General features: G+C 49.9%; 18 protein-coding genes. 10 read left to right on the forward strand and 8 right to left on the reverse strand.

What is annotated here, in order from left to right; all coding sequences use genetic code 11:
• The first annotated feature begins 103 nt into the window (after positions 1-103).
• Complete coding sequence (locus D5398_RS03795) at positions 104-2176, forward strand: alpha-amylase (RefSeq protein ID WP_120506398.1); 2073 nt, start codon at positions 104-106, stop codon at positions 2174-2176.
• Between the two features lie 59 nt (positions 2177-2235).
• Here D5398_RS03795 and apt read toward each other — a convergent pair whose 3' ends face one another.
• Positions 2236-2787 (reverse strand): adenine phosphoribosyltransferase, encoded by a 552-nt coding sequence (apt, locus tag D5398_RS03800; RefSeq protein ID WP_120506399.1) that lies wholly within the window; start codon positions 2785-2787, stop codon positions 2236-2238.
• A 184-nt stretch (positions 2788-2971) separates the two neighbouring features.
• On the reverse strand, positions 2972-3340 hold the full coding sequence (locus tag D5398_RS03805; RefSeq protein WP_120506400.1) for a DUF454 family protein: 369 nt from the start codon (positions 3338-3340) through the stop codon (positions 2972-2974).
• Positions 3341-3463: 123 nt separating this feature from the next.
• Here D5398_RS03805 and priC point away from each other — a divergent pair, with 123 nt between their 5' ends.
• Together priC and rsmS are read left to right on the forward strand one after the other, a co-directional pair.
• Positions 3464-4000: a primosomal replication protein PriC gene (priC, locus tag D5398_RS03810; protein WP_120506401.1), complete on the forward strand. Its 537-nt coding sequence runs from the start codon at positions 3464-3466 to the stop codon at positions 3998-4000.
• Positions 4001-4095: 95 nt separating this feature from the next.
• Entirely contained in the window at positions 4096-4269 is a 174-nt protein-coding gene (gene rsmS / locus D5398_RS03815) for a pleiotropic regulatory protein RsmS (RefSeq protein ID WP_015690305.1), read from the forward strand.
• A 52-nt stretch (positions 4270-4321) separates the two neighbouring features.
• Here rsmS and mscK read toward each other — a convergent pair whose 3' ends face one another.
• Positions 4322-7678 (reverse strand): mechanosensitive channel MscK, encoded by a 3357-nt coding sequence (gene mscK, locus D5398_RS03820; RefSeq protein ID WP_415838485.1) that lies wholly within the window; start codon positions 7676-7678, stop codon positions 4322-4324.
• A 217-nt stretch (positions 7679-7895) separates the two neighbouring features.
• Complete coding sequence (gene acrR, locus D5398_RS03825) at positions 7896-8534, reverse strand: multidrug efflux transporter transcriptional repressor AcrR (protein WP_120506403.1); 639 nt, start codon at positions 8532-8534, stop codon at positions 7896-7898.
• A gap of 141 nt (positions 8535-8675) precedes the next feature.
• Here acrR and D5398_RS03830 point away from each other — a divergent pair, with 141 nt between their 5' ends.
• From D5398_RS03830 to ykgO, 4 genes are all read left to right on the forward strand, one after another.
• A complete protein-coding gene (locus D5398_RS03830) occupies positions 8676-9851 on the forward strand; it encodes an efflux RND transporter periplasmic adaptor subunit (RefSeq protein ID WP_120132735.1) in 1176 nt (391 codons plus the stop codon).
• A gap of 16 nt (positions 9852-9867) precedes the next feature.
• Entirely contained in the window at positions 9868-13020 is a 3153-nt protein-coding gene (gene acrB / locus D5398_RS03835) for a multidrug efflux RND transporter permease subunit AcrB (protein WP_120506404.1), read from the forward strand.
• Between the two features lie 119 nt (positions 13021-13139).
• Positions 13140-13394 (forward strand): type B 50S ribosomal protein L31, encoded by a 255-nt coding sequence (locus D5398_RS03840; protein WP_120506405.1) that lies wholly within the window; start codon positions 13140-13142, stop codon positions 13392-13394.
• Between the two features lie 20 nt (positions 13395-13414).
• The gene (ykgO, locus tag D5398_RS03845) at positions 13415-13555 is read left to right on the forward strand and encodes a type B 50S ribosomal protein L36 (protein WP_015698299.1); all 141 of its coding nucleotides are present in this window, start codon (positions 13415-13417) and stop codon (positions 13553-13555) included.
• A gap of 125 nt (positions 13556-13680) precedes the next feature.
• On the opposite strand, the gene D5398_RS03850 is transcribed toward ykgO, so the two are convergent.
• The 3 genes from D5398_RS03850 to D5398_RS03860 are packed head-to-tail and all read right to left on the reverse strand — an operon-like array spanning position 13681 to position 16215.
• Complete coding sequence (locus D5398_RS03850; RefSeq protein WP_120506406.1) at positions 13681-14559, reverse strand: metal ABC transporter substrate-binding protein; 879 nt, start codon at positions 14557-14559, stop codon at positions 13681-13683.
• Between the two features lie 40 nt (positions 14560-14599).
• The gene (locus tag D5398_RS03855) at positions 14600-15457 is read right to left on the reverse strand and encodes a metal ABC transporter permease (protein WP_120506407.1); all 858 of its coding nucleotides are present in this window, start codon (positions 15455-15457) and stop codon (positions 14600-14602) included.
• Positions 15454-16215: a metal ABC transporter ATP-binding protein gene (locus D5398_RS03860; RefSeq protein WP_120506408.1), complete on the reverse strand. Its 762-nt coding sequence runs from the start codon at positions 16213-16215 to the stop codon at positions 15454-15456. Before D5398_RS03860 ends, D5398_RS03855 begins: the two co-directional genes overlap by 4 nt.
• A 350-nt stretch (positions 16216-16565) precedes the next feature.
• On the opposite strand from D5398_RS03860, the gene D5398_RS03865 reads away from it, so the two are divergent.
• The 3 genes from D5398_RS03865 (at position 16566) to D5398_RS03875 (ending at position 17759) form a co-directional block, all read left to right on the forward strand.
• On the forward strand, positions 16566-16919 hold the full coding sequence (locus D5398_RS03865) for a hypothetical protein (RefSeq protein WP_120506409.1): 354 nt from the start codon (positions 16566-16568) through the stop codon (positions 16917-16919).
• Between the two features lie 222 nt (positions 16920-17141).
• Positions 17142-17510 carry an Hha toxicity modulator TomB gene (tomB, locus tag D5398_RS03870; RefSeq protein WP_104923047.1) on the forward strand — a complete coding sequence of 123 codons (369 nt, stop codon included), beginning with the start codon at positions 17142-17144 and terminating at the stop codon, positions 17508-17510.
• Between the two features lie 45 nt (positions 17511-17555).
• The gene (locus D5398_RS03875; RefSeq protein WP_056771138.1) at positions 17556-17759 is read left to right on the forward strand and encodes an HHA domain-containing protein; all 204 of its coding nucleotides are present in this window, start codon (positions 17556-17558) and stop codon (positions 17757-17759) included.
• Positions 17760-17841: 82 nt separating this feature from the next.
• Here the strand turns inward: D5398_RS03875 and D5398_RS03880 are convergent, their stop codons facing one another.
• Entirely contained in the window at positions 17842-18792 is a 951-nt protein-coding gene (locus tag D5398_RS03880) for a LysR family transcriptional regulator (protein ID WP_244216712.1), read from the reverse strand.
• Between the last annotated feature and the right edge of the window lie 91 nt (positions 18793-18883).

Consider the following 18883-nt stretch of genomic DNA (forward strand, 5'->3'; position numbering starts at 1 on the left):
CTCCTGACTTTTCGCGTTCAGGGATGAGGGCAATTTTTGCGCACTGATTACACTCAATTCACCTCTGTTCTGATAATGCTTCCTGCCCCGCGTAAGGAGAGCCATGAAATACCTGACCCTGCCTTTATTACTGCTCGTTTCCCCCGCCGCACACGCTAGCTGGGCGCTGGAAGGCTTCCCTGCCTTTGCCGAACCGGTCAGCGGAATATTCACCAGCAATGCCACTTTGTCCAAAGGCCAGCGCCAGCTGGAATTACATCAGGACAATCAGTGCTGGCAGCCTTCTGACGCAGTAAAACTCAATGAGATGCTGTCGCTGCAACCCTGCGAAAGTCATCCGCCGGTGAACTGGAAGCAGTTTCGCGCGGGCGATTATCAGGTACGAATTGATACCCGCAGTGGCACACCCACACTTCAGCTGAGCCTGAAAACGGCGCAGGAAGCTGTCGCGGCGGTAGCAAAAACGTGTCCGCGCCGGGACGACAAACCGCTGACTGTGGATGTCTCCGGTACTTTTAGCGATGGCGAAACAGTGCGGGATTTTTATTCCGGCCAGAGCGTACAGGTTGCTAATGGTCACATTACGATGACGCCCGATCCGGCCAGCGGCGGTTTGCTGTTGCTTGAATCCGCCGCGCGTAAAACGCCCGCCACCTTCAGCTGGCAGAACGCCACGGTGTATTTCGTTCTGACCGACAGGTTCGAGAACGGTAATCCGGATAACGATCACAGCTATGGCCGACACAGTGACGGAATGCAGGAAATCGGCACTTTCCACGGCGGCGATCTGGCCGGGCTGACCAGCAAGCTGGATTATTTACAACAACTGGGCGTGAACGCCTTGTGGATCAGTTCGCCACTGGAGCAGATCCACGGCTGGGTAGGCGGCGGCACCAAAGGTGATTTCCCGCATTATGCCTATCACGGTTACTACACGCTCGACTGGACAAAACTCGACGCCAATATGGGCACCGGCGAAGACTTACAAAAGCTGGTCAGCGAAGCGCACAAACGCGGGATCCGCATTCTGTTTGACGTGGTGGTCAATCACACCGGTTACGCCACGCTGGCGGATATGCAAACGTTCCATTTCGGCTCGCTGTATCTCAAAGACAGTGAAATCGAAAAAACGCTGGGCAAAAACTGGACCGACTGGAAACCCGGCCCCGGCCAGAACTGGCACAGTTTTAATGATTACATCAATTTCAGCGACAAAAACGCCTGGAGCACCTGGTGGGGCAAAAAATGGATCCGCACCGACATCGGAGATTATGACTCACCCGGTTATGACGATCTGACCATGTCGTTGGCGTTCCTGCCGGATATTAAAACTGAGTCCACACAGGCCAGCGGCCTGCCCGTTTTCTATCGCAACAAACCGGATACCGCTGCCCGTGAAATCCCGGACGCCACGCCGCGCGATTATCTGGTGACCTGGCTCAGTCAGTGGGTGCGCGATTACGGCATCGACGGTTTCCGCGTCGATACCGCCAAGCATGTGGAGAAACCGACGCTGGCTTTGTTGAAAGCCCGTTCTGCCGAGGCGTTGAAACAGTGGAAAGCCGCCAATCCTTCCCAGGCGCTGGACGACGCACCATTCTGGATGACGGGTGAGGCCTGGGGCCATGGCGTGATGAAAAGTGATTATTACGCCAACGGCTTTGATGCGATGATCAACTTTGATTTTCAGGATCAGGCTTCGGCAGCGCTGAATTGTTTTGCCAGTATCGACGCCACGTATCAGCTGATGGCGGAGAAAATGCAGGATTTCAATGTGCTAAGTTATCTTTCGTCACACGATACCCGATTGTTTTTCGCCGATGACGCCAAAGGGTCGGTTCCCCTGCAACAACGTGCAGCGGATCTTTTACTGCTGGCACCGGGCGCGGTGCAGATTTATTACGGTGATGAAAGCGGACGTCAGTTCGGCCCGACGGGATCAGACCCTTTACAGGGAACGCGATCGGACATGAACTGGAATGAGCTGAACGGCGCAAAACAGGCGTTGCTGAAGCACTGGCAAAAATTGGGGAAATTCAGAGAGCAGCATCCGGCAATCGGTGCGGGCACTCAGAAATCACAGCAGACGACGCAATATTACGCCTTCAGCCGCGAGCACGGTGACGACAAAGTGATGGTGGTCTGGACAGAAGAAAGCGCAAAAGAGTCGCGCTGAAAACAAAAAGGCCTCGCGTGAACGGCGGGGCCTTTTTACATCACACTGCAAACGTCGAATCAGTGCCCGTCGAAACACACCAGGCTGTAGCAGTTGATATGGGAATCGTTCAGGCGTTTTTCACCGCCCAGATCCGGCAAATTGATGATGAATGCTGCATCAGTCACTTCCCCACCCAGACGGCGGATCAGTTTCGCGGTGGCTTCAATAGTGCCACCCGTTGCCAGCAAGTCGTCAATCACCAGAATTTTTTCACCCGGCTGAATGGCATCAGTGTGGATCTCAAGGCTGTCAGTGCCGTATTCCAGATCGTAGGTTTCGCTGATGGTTTCACGCGGTAATTTACCCGGTTTACGCACGGGAACAAAACCCACACCTAAAACCAGCGCAACCGGAGCGCCAAACAGGAAACCACGTGCTTCGGTGCCCACCACTTTGGTGACACCCGCATCGCGGTAACGATCGGCCAGTAACTGAATGCTTGCAGCGTAAGCTTTTGGGTCTTCCAGCAAGCTGGTGACGTCACGGAACAGTATGCCTGGCTTCGGATAGTCAGGAATGGTCTTGATACTGTCTTTAATAAACTGTAGCTGCTGTGCGGTAGCGGTCATAATGTTAATTGCCTGATAAAGCTGCTGTTCATACTTAAACGCGGGCGGTCAAATGTCCCCCGTCATGCCCTTTTAAAGCATGTCGTTCAAGGAAGGAAATTGGGAGCGCACCGACGTACGAGATGCCCAAATCTATGCAAAGCTGCTTTAAAAAGCAACCCGCAGCCGGACATGATCGCCTGTTTTATTGCTCAAGGTCAACCACTGGTAATCGCCACATCATGATCAATAACGCAAACATCATGCAAACCAATAAAATGCGTACCCATAATAGCGGGACAAAATAGATCGAAATCGAGAAAGTGATCACAATCAGCGCAACGGCTTTGGGTTTCGCTCCTTTCGGCAACGCTCGGTGCGCGTGCCAGTGACGTAAATAGCTGCCAAACCATGAACGATGCAGCAGCCAGTGATGAAAGCGTGGCGATGAACGGGCAAAACACCAGGCAGCCAGCAGTAAAAACGGCGTGGTGGGCAAAAGTGGCAGCACCACGCCCAGCGTGGCCAGTACCACGCTCAGCCAGCCGACCATAATCAGTAATATGCGCTTCATGCAGTTCCTTTTGATTCGCACAAATTGCCAGAAAAATCTGCCCCACAGTTTATACAAGTGCAGCGAAGGTGTCATAACCGCCGGTTGCAGGTAAGCTATGAATGTCATTAATGGAGATAACCTGTGAGCACTGAACGAATTTTACATGTCCTTGATCAGCAGATAGAAACTCTGGCGCGGGAAATCGAACCCATCGGCCATGTTTCTGCTTCGCAGGCCCGGTTTGATATCGCCCTTTTTTCAACCAAAGGCACCCGTCTGCGCGATTATCTGGCAGAAATTAAGGTGAATTTACAGCAACTGAATCAGGAAGTGGTTGAGAAACGTTCTGCGCAGGTGGCGTTTATCGCCGAGCGACTGGTGGCACAAATCACCGCTATGCAGCGGGAACTGGCTACGCAAACGCTGCGTAAAACGCATCAGACACCGGAACGCAAAAGTCATGATAATTATACCAAACTGGCGGAAACTCAGCAGTTCGAGCGTCGCCTGATTGCCATGATTGAAGATCGGGAAACCACGCTGGGGCAACTCGCCACATTCAGCGATCAGCAGCGGGTGCAAAAGGAACTGGCCGCACTGGAAGGACGCTTAATGCGTTGTCGTCAGGCGCTAGCCAAAATTGAGAGGCAAATCGAGAGGCAGGAAAAAGGTTTTTGAATCTTTATCACATTTTTTTAATCAGGCGTTCAGGCCCGGCATTTTCTTATCTATAATGGTAAGTCCAAAACCTGCTAATAATAATGTTGGCCAATATGTCCGTAGAAAATGCGCCTCCCGAACTTCAGCTTGCTGTTGATCTGATCTATCTGCTTGAGTGCAACGAAATTGCACCGGAAACCGCTCTTGCAGCACTGGAAATCGTACAACGCGATTATCAGGAAAAGCTGAAAAACAGCAAAAGCACGCTGTCGATCAGCTATCTTTAAGCCGTCCGGCTGATTGTATCAGGGGACCTTCCCATTCCCCTGAATTGCCCGATTATCCCTGGCCCTGAGACAACGCATCCGGCTCATCACCCGGTTGTCTCAACACGCGCTTAACTTCCTGAACCTCGCTGCCGTTCTGATTATGCAGATACACCTCCAGCTGATTGAAGGCGATATTGATGTCGTTCTCGCGGCAAAGTTTATCAATGCTGCGGTTCAGCTCATCGACGGTATAACTGCGGTCACCCAGTTCACGCACATAGACTCGCAGTTCATGATCGAGCGTGCTGGCACCAAAATTCAGGAAGAAGACCAGCGGTGCCGGGTCGCTCATCACACGGGTATTTTCATGCGCCGCCTGTAACAAGATCTCTTTCACTTTATCCAGATCTGAACCGTACGCCACGCCAATTTTGATCAGCACGCGCGTCACGGTATCGCTCAGCGACCAGTTGATCAGCCGTTCCGTCACAAAGGCTTTGTTCGGAATGATCACTTCTTTGCGGTCAAAATCGATAATGGTCGTTGCGCGAATACGGATACGACTGACCGTGCCGGAAAATGTTCCGATGGTCACGGTGTCGCCAATACGTACCGGGCGTTCGAAAAGGATAATCAGACCCGAGACAAAGTTTGCAAAAATTTCCTGCAAACCAAACCCCAGCCCGACCGACAGTGCCGCCACCAGCCATTGTAATTTATCCCACGAAACCCCGAGCGAACCGAGCGCCGTGATTGCTCCGATCACCGTGATCGAATAAGTCAGGATAGTGGTGATGGCATACGACGTCCCCTGCCGCAATTGCAGCCGTGAGAGCACGACAACTTCCAGCAGCCCCGGCAGGTTTCTTGTCAAAACATACGCCACAATCACAGCCAGGAAACCGAGCAGCATATTGCCCAGCGTCACGGTTTGCTGAGTCACTGCGCCCGCCACGGTGTTGGAATAATGCCAGAGTGAAATGCTGTCCAGATACGAAATCACCGTCAGCAGGTCCGACCAAATCCAGTAAAACACCGTCGCGAAGATAAAGAACAGCCCCATGGTGGTCAGACGCAGCGACTGCTGGTTAATCTGATCCAGCCCGATCTGCGGTTCTTCAACCGGCTCATTGCCCTCAGCGCCTTCTTTCGCGGCATTTGTCTGACGGCGAGCCAGCGCACGACGATAAGCCAGACGCCGTGCTGCAACGCTTAATCCCCGCAGCGCCGTGAGATAAATAATGTTCCAGAAAATCAGCAGGTAAAGACTGTCAATCCAGCGCCCCGCCAGACGCAGCGTGGTATAAAAATATCCGGTGACCACCAGCCCGACCAGGAAAGCCGGTGCCAGCGCAATTGCCGTGACCACTACCAGACGAATACTGTGAGAATCTTTTTCGCGCCAGCCATCCCGTGCGATCGGGAAGACCAGCACCGTCAGCGCAAGCAGCGTCAGGAAAATCACCACCTGCCCGATGATGTCATCCACCAGACCAAGCGGGGCTTTTTCACCACGCACTGACCAGAAAATCAGCGGCAACATCACCAGACTCAGGCGAATGACAGACCGGCGATAATGCGCGCAGGTCGCCGCAGGCGTATTGAAGTGCCGCTCGTTGATCCCGCCCGGTTTAAGAATGCGATAGCAAAAGCCCATGACCAGCTGGAATACAGCCAGCCGTTGCGCCAGCGTCCATAAAAAATCACTCGGTTCGATATCACACTGCGAAAGCCAGTAGCCCACACCCAGCATCAGCAATACGCCCGGCAAGACGTTCAGAGCCATCAATAACAGGGCCTGCGGCGTATGCAGCTGGCTGTCGCGCTTAAGCTGCCCGACATCACTGGTGAGTTTTTCAATGCGCTGATCAATGTATTTCCGCCGCCAGAGCAGCAGCAAAATCGCGACAAGCAAAGGAAGGGTGACCGGCAATGAATGTATTGCGCCCATCATTAATTCACCTGGCGGAATATTCAGACTCAGGCTGCTGAGCTGATTTTTTACATCATCCGGCAATGACTTAATGAATTCCCAGTTCATTGGTTTGTTGCTGCTAACCCAGAAAATCTGCTGAGTCAGCGTTTCTGTCAGCGACTGGTTGATACTCAGCAATTGCTGCTGGTTAATCTGCAAATTGATGGCCAGTGAGAGCTGATTTCCGAGCTGTTTATTCAGCTGATCAAGCAGTTCGCGGCGCATATCGACAATCTGATCGAGCGCATCACTGATATCGGCATTAATCGTTTCTTTGCTGTTCCCGACCACGCCCTGAATGTAACTGTCGCCCTGGAATAATGCATCGCGTTGCTGATTGATGGTGAACTGTTCAAGGCGTAAATCAGCAATGCGCGTGCTCATGTCCGTGACCAGACCAGAAGGTGGTGTGGTGTTTTGCTGTTGCTGATACAGAATACGTGACAGTAATAAACTGCCTTTCAGCACAGTGATCTGCTCTTTAAGGTCATGTTCAGCCTGCGCCGAACGATCCAGCCAGTTTTTCACTGTGATGTTTTTCTGCACCAGCTGGTTGCCTTCTTCGGTTGCGGCAATCAGGCGTTCGCTGAGTTTACGGTTAATCCCCAGTTCCTGTGCCACCAGCGGATCATTTTGGATATTCGAGGTGTCGTCCGGCGTTTGCGCTTCTTTCGCTGTACGTTCGGACAAAATCAACCGTTTACCGTTGACCACTTCCTGCAATAACTGGGCGGTGTGTTCAAGCTGATTGATATGGGCGTTGGTGTAATCGCGTTGTTTTTGCAGTAGATCCTGCAAAGTCGTATTGGCTTCAAGGCTTTTACGTTGTAAGTCGATTTGCGCATTCAGCAAAGCTTGCTGCGTAACCAGCATGTTTTGTTGGGTGTTGCGTAAATCCTGCTGGCCGGGTGACATGCCGTTAAGCTGATTGCGGATCTTCTGAATCGCCAGAGAATAGGTATACATCGCGTTCTGTACGCGCTCAGGCTGAGTTTGCAGCGAAATCAGCTGGGTGTTGAACGTCGATAAATCTTCCTGCGAAGATTGCAAATCGTCGAGGGTATCATTTAGGCGGTTTTCCAGCTGACGTAATGAAAGCGCCGACAGCTGCGCTTTATCTGCATCATCTTTAGGATTGTTTTTAAGCTGATCCAGACCACCAATTGCCATCCGTAATTTCTGCGGCGCTTCGGCTACCTGTTTTTGCAACTGGCTGGCGTCTTGTTTCACCCTGTCGAGCGCATCCAGATATTCAATCGTGTGGATCAAATCCTGTTGGGACAGTTTGTCGACCGGCGTCAGGTTTTTCTGGCGATTCAGCGCATCCAGCTGGTTCTGAACTTCATTACGGGTAGGAATGTCATTAGAAGCCGCCTGCCCTGGAAGGGAAATAACCAGCAGTGCGAGGCACATCACAAACATAAAAAAACGCGAAATCCCATTTCTTTTCATGGTTGGAATTACGTCAGAAGAGGCGGCAAAAAACCGGATAAACATACGTCTGCGTCAGCTCATTTACTAAATGAATAATATAAAGATGACAATAGCAGCGTTCGTGATGAAAGGAAGGGGAAAAGCGTATCTGAATACAACATTTGCACGTTGATTAAGTCATCAGGTGGGGGTAAATATTTGCAGGCTTATTAATTAACCGGAAAGTATTAAGACATTATTTTACAGCGGTGAGATAGGCGGAATGGCGAAGCATATCAATATACGTATCCACAAACCTGCCAGCATTACCTTCTAAATCAAAGCTTTCAGGGATGAAAAGCCAGTTTTCCATCAGTCCGGTGAGATAAGCACGAAGAATAATGGCGGCCTGGCGGGTATCGAGATCTTCCGGGAGCTGCTTTTCTTCTATACAACGAACAAGAATACGTTCGATTTTACCGTACCCTTCCATGTAGAGCGCTTTGCGGGCTTCATGAACTGATGTCATCTCCCCAACAAATTCACATTTATGGAATATAATTTCCATCAATGCCTTACGCTGGGTATCGGTCACAGTGGCGACCAGTATGTAAATAAGGATTTCGCGTAAAATACGCAGTGGATTATTCGGAAACTTTGTCTGATACTCTACTTCGAGCACTTTTATCCGGGATTCATAGGCTTCCCAGATCGCGTTAAACAGTTCCACTTTGTTCCTGAAATGCCAATAAATTGCGCCCCGCGTCACACCGGCTGCATTCGCAATATCAGTCAGTGATGTCGACGATACCCCACGGGCAGAAAACTCACGTACAGCGGCATCCAGAATCTGTTGTCTGGTTTCCAGCGCCTGTGATTTGGTTTTTCGTGCCATAGGTTTATCTTTAAGGGGAGTTTGATTTACATACATTCTTGAATGTATGTAACATAGCACGCACATACTAAAAGCGCAGCAATGGATTTGGAATGTTGTGATCCATTGGACAATTTGAAATCGGACACTTGAGGTTTATTTATGAACAAAAACAGAGGGTTAACGCCTCTGGCGGTAGTTCTGATGCTATCCGGAAGCTTAGCACTTACAGGATGTAACGATAAAGAAGCTCAACAAGGTGCACCTCATGCTCCGCAGGTTGGCGTCGTTACTCTCAAAACTGCACCGTTAAATGTGACTACCGAACTTCCTGGTCGTACTGCTGCTTTTCGCATTGCTGAAGTACGTCCTCAGGTTGGCGGTATTATTTTAAAACGCAACTTCGTTGAAGGCAGCGACATTAAAGCCGGGACCTCTTTATATCAGATTGATCCAGCCACTTATCAGGCCGCGTATGACAGCGCTAAAGGCGATCTGGTAAAAGCTCAGGCTAACGCACAAATTTCACGCCTCACCGTCACCCGTTACAAACCACTGCTTGGTACTAACTACATCAGTAAGCAAGATTACGATACCGCTGTAGCCACGGCAGCTCAGGCTGATGCAGCCGTAGTGAGTGCAAAAGCCGCAGTTGAAACTGCACGTATCAATCTCGCTTATACCAAAGTCACCTCCCCTATCAGCGGACGCATCGGTAAATCTTCTGTGACTGAAGGTGCACTGGTTTCTAACGGTCAGACCAATGCGCTGGCGACTGTGCAACAACTGGACCCTATCTATGTTGATGTCACTCAGTCGAGCAACGATTTCCTGCGTCTGAAACAGGAACTCGCTGACGGTGCAATGAAACAAGTTGACGGTAAAGCCCAGGTCAAGTTGCTGATGGATAACGGTAAAGAATATTCACAGCCGGGTACATTAGAATTCTCTGATGTGACTGTTGATGAAACTACTGGTTCCATTACTTTGCGTGCCATCTTCCCTAATCCAAATGACGCCTTGCTGCCAGGCATGTTTGTGCGCGCGCGTCTGGATGAAGGGGTAAACGACAACGCTCTGCTGGTTCCTCAGCAAGGTATTACCCGTAACCCACGTGGTGATGCAACGGCGATGGTGATTGGTGCGGACAACAAAGTTGAACTTCGTACTGTGACCACAACGCAGGCAATTGGCGACAAATGGGTTGTGACAGACGGCCTGAAAAGTGGCGATAAGGTTATCGTGACAGGTCTGCAAAAAATTAAGCCAGGCGTACAGGTTACTGCACAGGAAGTCGATCAAAACGCAGCAGCACCCGCTACAGCGACGAAGTCTTAATAGGAGCCGGTAATTCATGGCTAAGTTTTTTATAGATCGTCCCATCTTTGCATGGGTAATTGCGATCATCATCATGTTGGCAGGGGGATTGGCAATACTTAAATTGCCAATCGCACAGTATCCAACCGTTGCACCGCCAGCAATTCAGCTGACAGCAACTTATCCGGGCGCGGATGCGCAGACCGTACAGGATACCGTTACTCAGGTTATCGAACAGAACATGAACGGTATCGACAACATGATGTACATGTCGTCGACCAGTGATTCATCAGGTACTGTTCAGATTACCCTGACCTTTGCTTCCGGTACTGACGCGGATATCGCGCAGGTACAGGTTCAGAACAAACTGCAGCTGGCGACACCATTGCTGCCGCAGGAAGTTCAGCAACAGGGTATTTCGGTTGAGAAATCAAGCAGCAGCTTCCTGATGGTAGCCGGCTTTATTTCCAATAACGGTTCAATGACCCAGGATGACATCGCCGACTACGTAGGTTCCAACATCAAGGATCCTATTAGCCGTACTGCGGGTGTAGGTGACGTTCAGCTGTTCGGTGCTCAGTACGCGATGCGTATCTGGATGGACCCGAGCAAACTGAATAACTACCAGCTGACGCCGGTCGATGTTATCAACGCCATCAAGGTTCAGAACAACCAGATCGCAGCAGGTCAGCTTGGTGGTACTCCACCGGTTCCTGGCCAGCAGCTGAACTCCTCTATCGTGGCGCAGACCCGTCTGAAGTCACCAGATGAATTCGGTAAAATCATTCTGAAAGTAAATCAGGATGGTTCTCAGGTTCGCCTGAAAGATGTGGCTAAAATCGAACTGGGTGGTGAAAACTACGACGTTATTGCCCGTTTCAACGGACAACCCGCGTCAGGTTTGGGTATCAAACTGGCAACCGGTGCGAACGCCCTGAACACCGCAGCGTCTGTAAAAGCTACGCTGGCTAAGCTTGAGCCGTTCTTCCCGGCTGGCCTGGAAGTCGTTTACCCATACGACACCACGCCGTTCGTAAAAATCTCGATTAAAGAAGTAGGTAAAACGCTGTTCGAGGCCATCGTCCTGGTATTCCTGGTCATGTTCTTGTTCCTGCAAAACTTCCGCGCAACGCTTATCCCAACCATTGCGGTGCCGGTGGTCTTGCTCGGTACCTTTGCAATCCTGGCAGCGTTTGGCTATTCGATAAACACCCTGACGATGTTCGGGATGGTGCTCGCGATAGGCTTGCTCGTCGATGACGCCATCGTCGTCGTCGAGAACGTCGAACGCGTCATGGTCGAAGATGGCCTGCCTCCGAAAGAAGCCACCAAAAAATCCATGGAGCAGATCCAAGGGGCATTGGTCGGTATCGCAATGGTGCTGTCCGCAGTATTCATCCCGATGGCCTTCTTCGGCGGTTCTACCGGTGTTATCTACCGTCAGTTCTCCATCACCATCGTTTCTGCCATGGTGCTGTCAGTTCTGGTGGCGATGATCCTGACGCCTGCACTTTGTGCGACCATGCTTAAGCCGGTTGCCAAAGGTGAGCATCACGAGAAGAAAGGTTTCTTCGGTTGGTTTAACAAGAAATTCGACCAAAGCACACACCACTACACCGACAGCGTAGGCAACATTCTGCGCAGCACCGGTCGCTATCTGGTGATTTATCTGTTGATCGTTGTCGGCATGGCCTTCCTGTTTATCCGCCTGCCAACCTCCTTCCTGCCGGAAGAAGACCAAGGTGTATTCCTGACCATGGCGCAGTTGCCAGCAGGTGCAACCCAGGAACGTACGCAGAAAGTGCTCGATGAAGTCAGCAACTACTATCTGACGAAAGAAAAAGCCAACGTGAACTCCGTGTTTACGGTTAACGGCTTTGGCTTCGCAGGTCGTGGTCAGAACACCGGTATTGCGTTTATCAGTCTGAAAGACTGGTCCGAACGTAATGGCTCCGAGAACAAAGTTCCTGCAATAGCAGGCCGTGCAATGGGTGCATTCAGCACCATTAAAGATGCACTGGTGTTCCCGTTCAACTTACCAGCGATTGTTGAGTTGGGTACGGCAACAGGCTTCGACTTCCAGCTGATTGACCAGGCTAACCTTGGGCATGACAAACTGACACAAGCACGTAACCAGTTGCTGGGCATGGTTGCTCAACACCCGGACTTGCTGACTCAGGTTCGTCCTAACGGTCTGGAAGATACGCCACAGTTCAAAATCGAAATTGATCAGGAAAAAGCAACGGCACTTGGCGTTTCAATTTCCGACATCAACACCACTCTGGGTGCTTCGATTGGTGGTAGCTACGTCAACGACTTCATCGACCGCGGTCGTGTGAAGAAAGTGTACGTTCAGGCTGAAAATAAATACCGTATGTTGCCGTCAGACATCAATAACTTGTATGTCCGTGGCAGCGCAGGCCAGATGGTGCCGTTCTCCGCATTCTCCAGCGCGAAATGGGAATACGGTTCACCGCGTCTGGAACGTTATAATGGTCTGCCATCAATGGAAATTTTGGGTCAGCCAGCTCCGGGCCAAAGTTCGGGTGCTGCTATGGAAATGATGGAGTCTCTGGCTTCCAAACTGCCAAGCGGTATCGGCTATGACTGGACCGGTTTGTCCTATCAGGAACGTTTATCAGGAAACCAGGCTCCGGCCTTATATGCTATCTCCCTGATTGTCGTATTCCTGTGTCTGGCAGCGTTGTATGAAAGCTGGTCAATACCGTTCTCGGTAATGCTGGTGGTTCCGCTCGGGGTTGTGGGTGCGCTTCTGGCAGCAACGATGCGAGGACTCAGTAACGACGTTTACTTCCAGGTAGGCCTGCTGACCACCATTGGGTTGTCCGCGAAGAACGCCATATTGATTGTCGAATTCGCCAAGGACCTGATGGACAAAGAAGGTAAGGGTCTGATCGAATCCACGCTTGAAGCGGTTCGTATGCGTCTTCGTCCGATACTGATGACCTCACTGGCGTTTATCCTCGGTGTAATGCCGCTGGTTATCAGCTCCGGCGCGGGTTCCGGTTCTCAGAACGCTGTTGGTACCGGCGTAATGGGCGGGATGATCACGGCGACACTGCTGGCGATCTTCTTTGTTCCGGTCTTCTTCGTGGTGGTTCGTCGCCGCTTCGGTAAGAAGAACGAGGACATTGAACATACGCACAAACCAGAGCATCCGACGCTGTAACGGATCCTCAACCTGACGAAAGGCCGCTTATGCGGCCTTTTTTTTCGCCTGAGTCTTGAACCGGAAAACAGATGGGTGCATACTTATTGTTATAGTATAACATAACAAATTGAGGCATTATGAAACCCACTATCCATCCTGCATATCGCACCGTGGTTTTCCACGACACCAGTGCTGATGAGTACTTCAAGGTCGGTTCAACTATCTCGACAGACCGCACCATTGAACTGGAAGGGGCTACCTACCCTTATATCACAATTGAAGTTTCTTCAGCTTCCCATCCGTATTACACCGGTAAGCAGAAAGAGTATTCAAAAGAAGGCAGCACCGCGCGATTCAATCAACGCTTCGGCAGCTTCCTCGGTAAGAAGTAAACAACATCAGGGAAATTGTTATGCAGGTTCTGAGTTCATTACGTTCAGCGAAAAAACGTCATCCGGATTGTCGTGTAGTGCGCCGTAAAGGCCGCATTTATGTGATCTGTAAAAGTAATCCGCGCTTTAAAGCCGTACAGGGCAAAAAGAAAAAGCGTTAATACCGCGCCTTGCCTTTACGCCCGCCATAAAAACAAAAGCCCCGCCGCTTGCCCGACGGGGCTTTTTCTTCTGTTAAGACATGATGTAAAACCTCCTCACAGATACACCGTGAGGAGGGAAAATCTTATTTCATACTGGCAACAATCGTCTCAACGTTATGTTTGAACGCTTTGATATAGGTTGTGGCCGGCCCCTGGGGGCCTGACAACGCTTCCGGATACAGTTCACCACCAGGTTGCGCGCCGCTCGCCGCAGCAATCTGTTTCACCAGGCGGGGATCGGTCTGGTTTTCGATGAAGTAAGTTTTCACTTTCTCCGCTTTGATCTGCTTAATTAACGAAGCCACACCGCTGGCACTGGCTTCAGCTTCGGTTGAGAAACCGACAGGCGCCATAAAGCTGACGTGATATTCCTGACCAAAATAACCAAACGCATCATGGCTGGTCAGCACTTTACGTTTTGACTGGGGTATACCGGTGAATTCCGTTTTTGCCCACGCATCAAGTTTTTGCAGTTGCTCAATATAGGCCGTTCCGCGCTGGCGGAAATAGTCAGCATCTTCCGGATCGGCTTTGATCAGCGCATTCATTACATTGGTCGCATAAATTACGCCATTCGCCATGCTGTTCCAGGCGTGAGGGTCGGTGATTTGCTTGCCGTCTTCTTCCATTTTGCGGGAATTAACGCCCTCAGATGCCGTCACTAAATGACCTTTATATCCGGAAGCCGTCACCAGACGATCAATCCAACCTTCCAGACCTAACCCGCTGACGAATACGACATCAGAGCTATTAATCGCTTTGCTGTCTTTCGGCGAAGGCTCGAAGCTGTGCGGATCACCGTCCGGCCCGACTAACGTCGTGACTTTCACGTGTTCGCCACCCACTTCCTGAACGATATCCCCGAGAATGGAGAAACTGGCTACCGCTTCCACAGTTTTCGCCATGGCCAGCGGGCTCGACAGCAGGGCAGCTACTGCGAGTGATACAGGTAATACTTTCATCATGTCCCCTTAATTGTTGTACTACTTATTAACGTGCTGCTTACGTTCGCGAGGCAGTTAACATCCCGCCACGCTTTCCAAATAAAACTGAAATAAAGAAGATCACCGTGGCGCTGAGTACGATGGACGGGCCCGCAGGCAGTGAAGCGTAGTAAGACCAGATAAGCCCGACAACGCTGGCAATCACGCCGATGATCATGGCGCTCAGCAGGGTATGGGGTAAATCCTGCGCCCAGAAACGCGCGCTTGCCGCAGGTAACATCATCAAACCAACCGACATCAGTGTGCCGAGGATCTGGAAACCGGCGACAAGGTTCACGACCACCAGCGCCAGGAAAATCCCATGTATCGCCGCCAGCCATTTTCCCGCGCTGACGCGTAAAAACAGCGAATCAAAAGATTCAATGACCAGAGCGCGATAAATGCAGGCGAGTACCAGCAATGACACGCTGGTAATTATGCCGACCATAATCATGGCGGAAGAGTCGATAGCGAGAATAGATCCAAACAGAACGTGCAGAAGGTCAACACTGGAACCGCGCAGGGAAACCAGTGTGACACCCAGCGCGAGCGAGCCCAGATAGAAACCGGCGAAACTGGCATCTTCCTTTAGTTGCGTCCGACGGCTTACCAGCCCGGAAAGCATCGCAACCGCCAGTCCTGCAATAAAACCGCCGATCCCCATCGCGACCAGCGACATTCCCGATATCAGATAACCAATCGCCGCACCCGGTAATACGGCGTGGGAAAGTGCGTCCCCTACCAGACTCATCCGGCGTAATAGGAGGAAAACACCCAGAGGCGTGGCGCTGATGGATAAAGCGATACAGGCAATTAACGCGCGGCGCATGAAACCAAACTCAATGAAGGGGTCGGCCAGCAAATGGAAAAGCATCATGAATTGGCGACTCCCGCCACGAGAGAAAAAGGTTCGGTCGAAATACAGGCATGCGCCTGATGCGGGAAGTGCCCCAGAACGTCGTGGGCGGTTCCCCACAAATTCTTCTGCGCGCTGAGATAGAGCACATGTGGAAAATGCCGGGCAACCATTGAGATATCATGTAAAACCGCAATGACGGTTTTTCCTTCCTGATGCCACCGGGCAATAACCTTGAGCAAAAGATCAGTTGTCTGGGTATCAATGCCGGTAAAGGGTTCATCAAGCATGATCAGGGGCGCCTGTTGCACCAGCAAACGCGCGAATAAAGTGCGTTGCAGTTGGCCTCCGGAAAGCGATCCAACGGGCAAATGCGACATTTCTGTCATCCCGACCGTCTCCAGCGCCTTAGCCACGGCGTCAGCTGACTGCTGATTTATGCCGCCAAAAAGTCCGCTTTGCGGCCAACAGCCCATCGCGACCAGATCGAATACGCTGATCGGAAAACCGCGATCCAATTCGGCCTGCTGTGGCAAATATGCCAGACGCGGACGCTTGTTTCCGTTAAAAGTAATATTGCCGGTAACCGCCTGCTGAAGGCCTGCCAGCGTTTTAAGGAAAGTAGATTTACCCGCTCCGTTGGCCCCGATAACAGCCGTCAGTGAACCGGCAAGAAATTGCCCGCTGATTGGCATCGCGACCGCCCGGCGGTCATAACCAACCTCAACATTATTAACAAAAATCATGGTAGTGAAATTGCCCAGTAAATTGCTGCCCATAAAACAGCGAGCACAGCCAGCACGGCAAGACAGCGCGCTGGCGAAGATAGTGTAAAGAGTGTTTTGGTCATAGCCCCTCCGTTCGTTACAATATAACATCACATAGTGCGTTTTGTATCAAGCCGTGAACTGTTTCGATTTTTTACCGCATGCCCTCGTCAGGCCGTGAAAGCGCACCTCAGGCAAAGCAAAATTGTCAGAAAAGGGTAAAATTTAGTGAATATAAACTAATTACTATTACAATCAGAAAGTTATGAATTTTCGCAATGCAACTTTTTTTCTTTGCTCAAAACACATCCTCATAAAAGTATGCAATAATAGAAAGGTATGGAGTCCAAAGGCGAAAACTGGTGAAAAAATTTATCCCCTACCCTATTAAGGGGAAAAATCTGACTCCTTCAGATTTGCTGCAGATTATTGAACGTTATTTATCTGAAATTGAAGAATCCTTAATTGGCGATTTAACTTATTTCTCAGAAAATGCACGTTATGAACCGAATTCTTTGCAAATCGTGTCAATCGCTGCAATCGGCGAAAATTGTTATTCGATGAGCTATCAGTACCGATGGACGATTTTCAACGGCTGCCTGGACATTAATGCCAATGAGTTTTCGACGCAAAGTGTCACATTCCTTGTTAAACCTGAAGGCCTGGAGTTTGATATTATTGATTTGTTCAAAGGTTCGACGGCTGAAGAATTGTAAGTTTGAGTAATACGTTTGCGCAGCTTTCTAAAAATGAATTATATTTAAATTATATGTTTCAAATAAGTCCGGAAAAGTCCATCTCAAAGACCGCGATTGTCTTTGATGTATAAGTCAGTTCATAGCGTTAGTAGTGAGAGCCGTTTTCTGTAAGCCATCAAGTTTTGTTGTTTACTCACAGAGTGTTATCAACACCGAATAAACCATTACGGAGGGGATGATATGGATGAGTACTCGCCTAAGCGGCACGATATCGCTCAGTTACGCTACCTGAATGAAATGCTCTACGATGAAGGCATCGCGACACTGGGTGACAGTCACCACGGTTGGGTCAACGACCCCACTTCTGCTGTTAACCTGCAGCTCAACGAACTGATTGAGCACATTGCATCCTTTGTGATGAGCTTTAAAATAAAGTATCCGGATGATACCCATTTAAGTGATCTGGTTGAAGAGTATCTGGATGATACCTACACCCTGTTCAGCAATTATGGAATTAACGATTCTGATTTACGCCAATGGCAAAAGACCAAGAAGCGATTATTCAGAATGTTCTCAGGGGACTACATCTGTACCCTAATGAAGACTTGAGTAATAATTTATATGCAGTCATCAGATAAAAATGAAAAGGCTAAGATGAACAAAATCGACTATTTGATGCGTTTAAGAAAATGTACCACTATTGATACACTTGAACGTGTCATTGAAAAAAATAAGTATGAACTTTCCGACGACGAGCTGGAATTGTTTTACTCGGCAGCAGACCATCGTTTAGCGGAGCTGACGATGAACAAGTTGTACGATAAAATCCCGGTAGCAGTCTGGAAATTCGTACGCTAACAGACAGAGTCAGGTCGAAATACCTTTCGGCCTGACGCTCATATTTCGTACAAAATAACTTAAGCGATTTTTAACTATTTCTTCAGATATTTCTTTCTGCTTTCTCTTTGATTTGCCGGTGAAATGTTTGCAAAAGAAACTGGAAACATTGTTCTGTTTTAGGCGAACGCAATGGCGCTGGCTTACGCATCATCGCGACCGTCCGGCTTAATGTCGGCTGCTGTAAATGAATCACTGTTAATTCATCATCATTAAGTGTTGCAGTATATAACTCTGGCAATATCGCTAATGCCAGACGCGAACGCACTAATCCGTATAACGTCTCCTGAAAGTCTACGCGATAACTCACACGCAAATTCAGTCTGTGGCTTTCAATTAAAGAAGTCACGAGCCTGCTGACATTCCCTTTTGAAAACAACGCAATATCCCTTTTAATCAGTTGCCTCCAGGGAATATTATGCCCTTCTGATAACGGGTCATCCCGCCTGATCACCGCCACGAAAGGGTCTTCCAGTAGCGGGTATACCGCAACAGAATCCGGCACAGTGCTGTCAGTCGCACCGATACCAAAATCGACAGATCCGTTCTCCAGTTCCAGTAATAATGCATCATTCGTGAGGTCATGGAATTCCACACGCATATCAGGGAAATATTCCGATAATAACTGCGGCACGGCGGGAAATAACAACGTGCTGACTGAAGGGACTAATCCGATACGTAAAGTTCCATCGCCCCCCTGTTGCATGATTTGTTGCATATCATCGAAGGCACTATGCGCTGTATTCAGTAACCGTTCTGCATAAGGCAGAACCGCTTCTCCCTGTTCGGTCAGACTCACGCCCTGCGCTGTGCGGTTTAATAATTTCCCCCCCAGCACTAATTCAATTTGCCGCAGTGCACTGCTCAATGCCGGCTGACTGATCGCCAGACGGTTCGCCGTTTCAGTGAAACTGCGTAACTGTGCCAGGGTCACAAAGTATTGAATTTGCTTAAGGGAGAGGGCAGGCAACCGACGCCAGGGTTCAGACATAATATTCAGGGATCCCGCTAAAAATAGAAAACGTTTGCTCAGCATAACCGCATCTTATAAACGGATAAAATAATTCATCTGTGCAAAGTCGTTC

Origin of the sequence: Rahnella bruchi (assembly GCF_003614975.1) — a bacterium.
In the GTDB taxonomy this organism is placed as follows: Bacteria; Pseudomonadota; Gammaproteobacteria; order Enterobacterales; family Enterobacteriaceae; genus Rahnella; species Rahnella bruchi.

What these genes read in the sequence shown, in the direction of transcription:
- rsmS (WP_015690305.1), top strand. Translation starts at nt 4,096, where the DNA reads ATGTCCGTAGAAAATGCGCCTCCCGAACTTCAGCTTGCTGTTGATCTG.
- acrB (WP_120506404.1), top strand. Translation starts at nt 9,868, where the DNA reads ATGGCTAAGTTTTTTATAGATCGTCCCATCTTTGCATGGGTAATTGCG.
- mscK (WP_415838485.1), bottom strand. Translation starts at nt 7,678, where the DNA reads ATGAAAAGAAATGGGATTTCGCGTTTTTTTATGTTTGTGATGTGCCTC.
- D5398_RS03875 (WP_056771138.1), top strand. Translation starts at nt 17,556, where the DNA reads ATGAACAAAATCGACTATTTGATGCGTTTAAGAAAATGTACCACTATT.
- apt (WP_120506399.1), bottom strand. Translation starts at nt 2,787, where the DNA reads ATGACCGCTACCGCACAGCAGCTACAGTTTATTAAAGACAGTATCAAG.
- tomB (WP_104923047.1), top strand. Translation starts at nt 17,142, where the DNA reads ATGGATGAGTACTCGCCTAAGCGGCACGATATCGCTCAGTTACGCTAC.
- D5398_RS03805 (WP_120506400.1), bottom strand. Translation starts at nt 3,340, where the DNA reads ATGAAGCGCATATTACTGATTATGGTCGGCTGGCTGAGCGTGGTACTG.
- D5398_RS03795 (WP_120506398.1), top strand. Translation starts at nt 104, where the DNA reads ATGAAATACCTGACCCTGCCTTTATTACTGCTCGTTTCCCCCGCCGCA.
- acrR (WP_120506403.1), bottom strand. Translation starts at nt 8,534, where the DNA reads ATGGCACGAAAAACCAAATCACAGGCGCTGGAAACCAGACAACAGATT.
- D5398_RS03850 (WP_120506406.1), bottom strand. Translation starts at nt 14,559, where the DNA reads ATGAAAGTATTACCTGTATCACTCGCAGTAGCTGCCCTGCTGTCGAGC.
- D5398_RS03840 (WP_120506405.1), top strand. Translation starts at nt 13,140, where the DNA reads ATGAAACCCACTATCCATCCTGCATATCGCACCGTGGTTTTCCACGAC.
- D5398_RS03860 (WP_120506408.1), bottom strand. Translation starts at nt 16,215, where the DNA reads ATGGGCAGCAATTTACTGGGCAATTTCACTACCATGATTTTTGTTAAT.
- D5398_RS03830 (WP_120132735.1), top strand. Translation starts at nt 8,676, where the DNA reads ATGAACAAAAACAGAGGGTTAACGCCTCTGGCGGTAGTTCTGATGCTA.
- ykgO (WP_015698299.1), top strand. Translation starts at nt 13,415, where the DNA reads ATGCAGGTTCTGAGTTCATTACGTTCAGCGAAAAAACGTCATCCGGAT.
- D5398_RS03855 (WP_120506407.1), bottom strand. Translation starts at nt 15,457, where the DNA reads ATGATGCTTTTCCATTTGCTGGCCGACCCCTTCATTGAGTTTGGTTTC.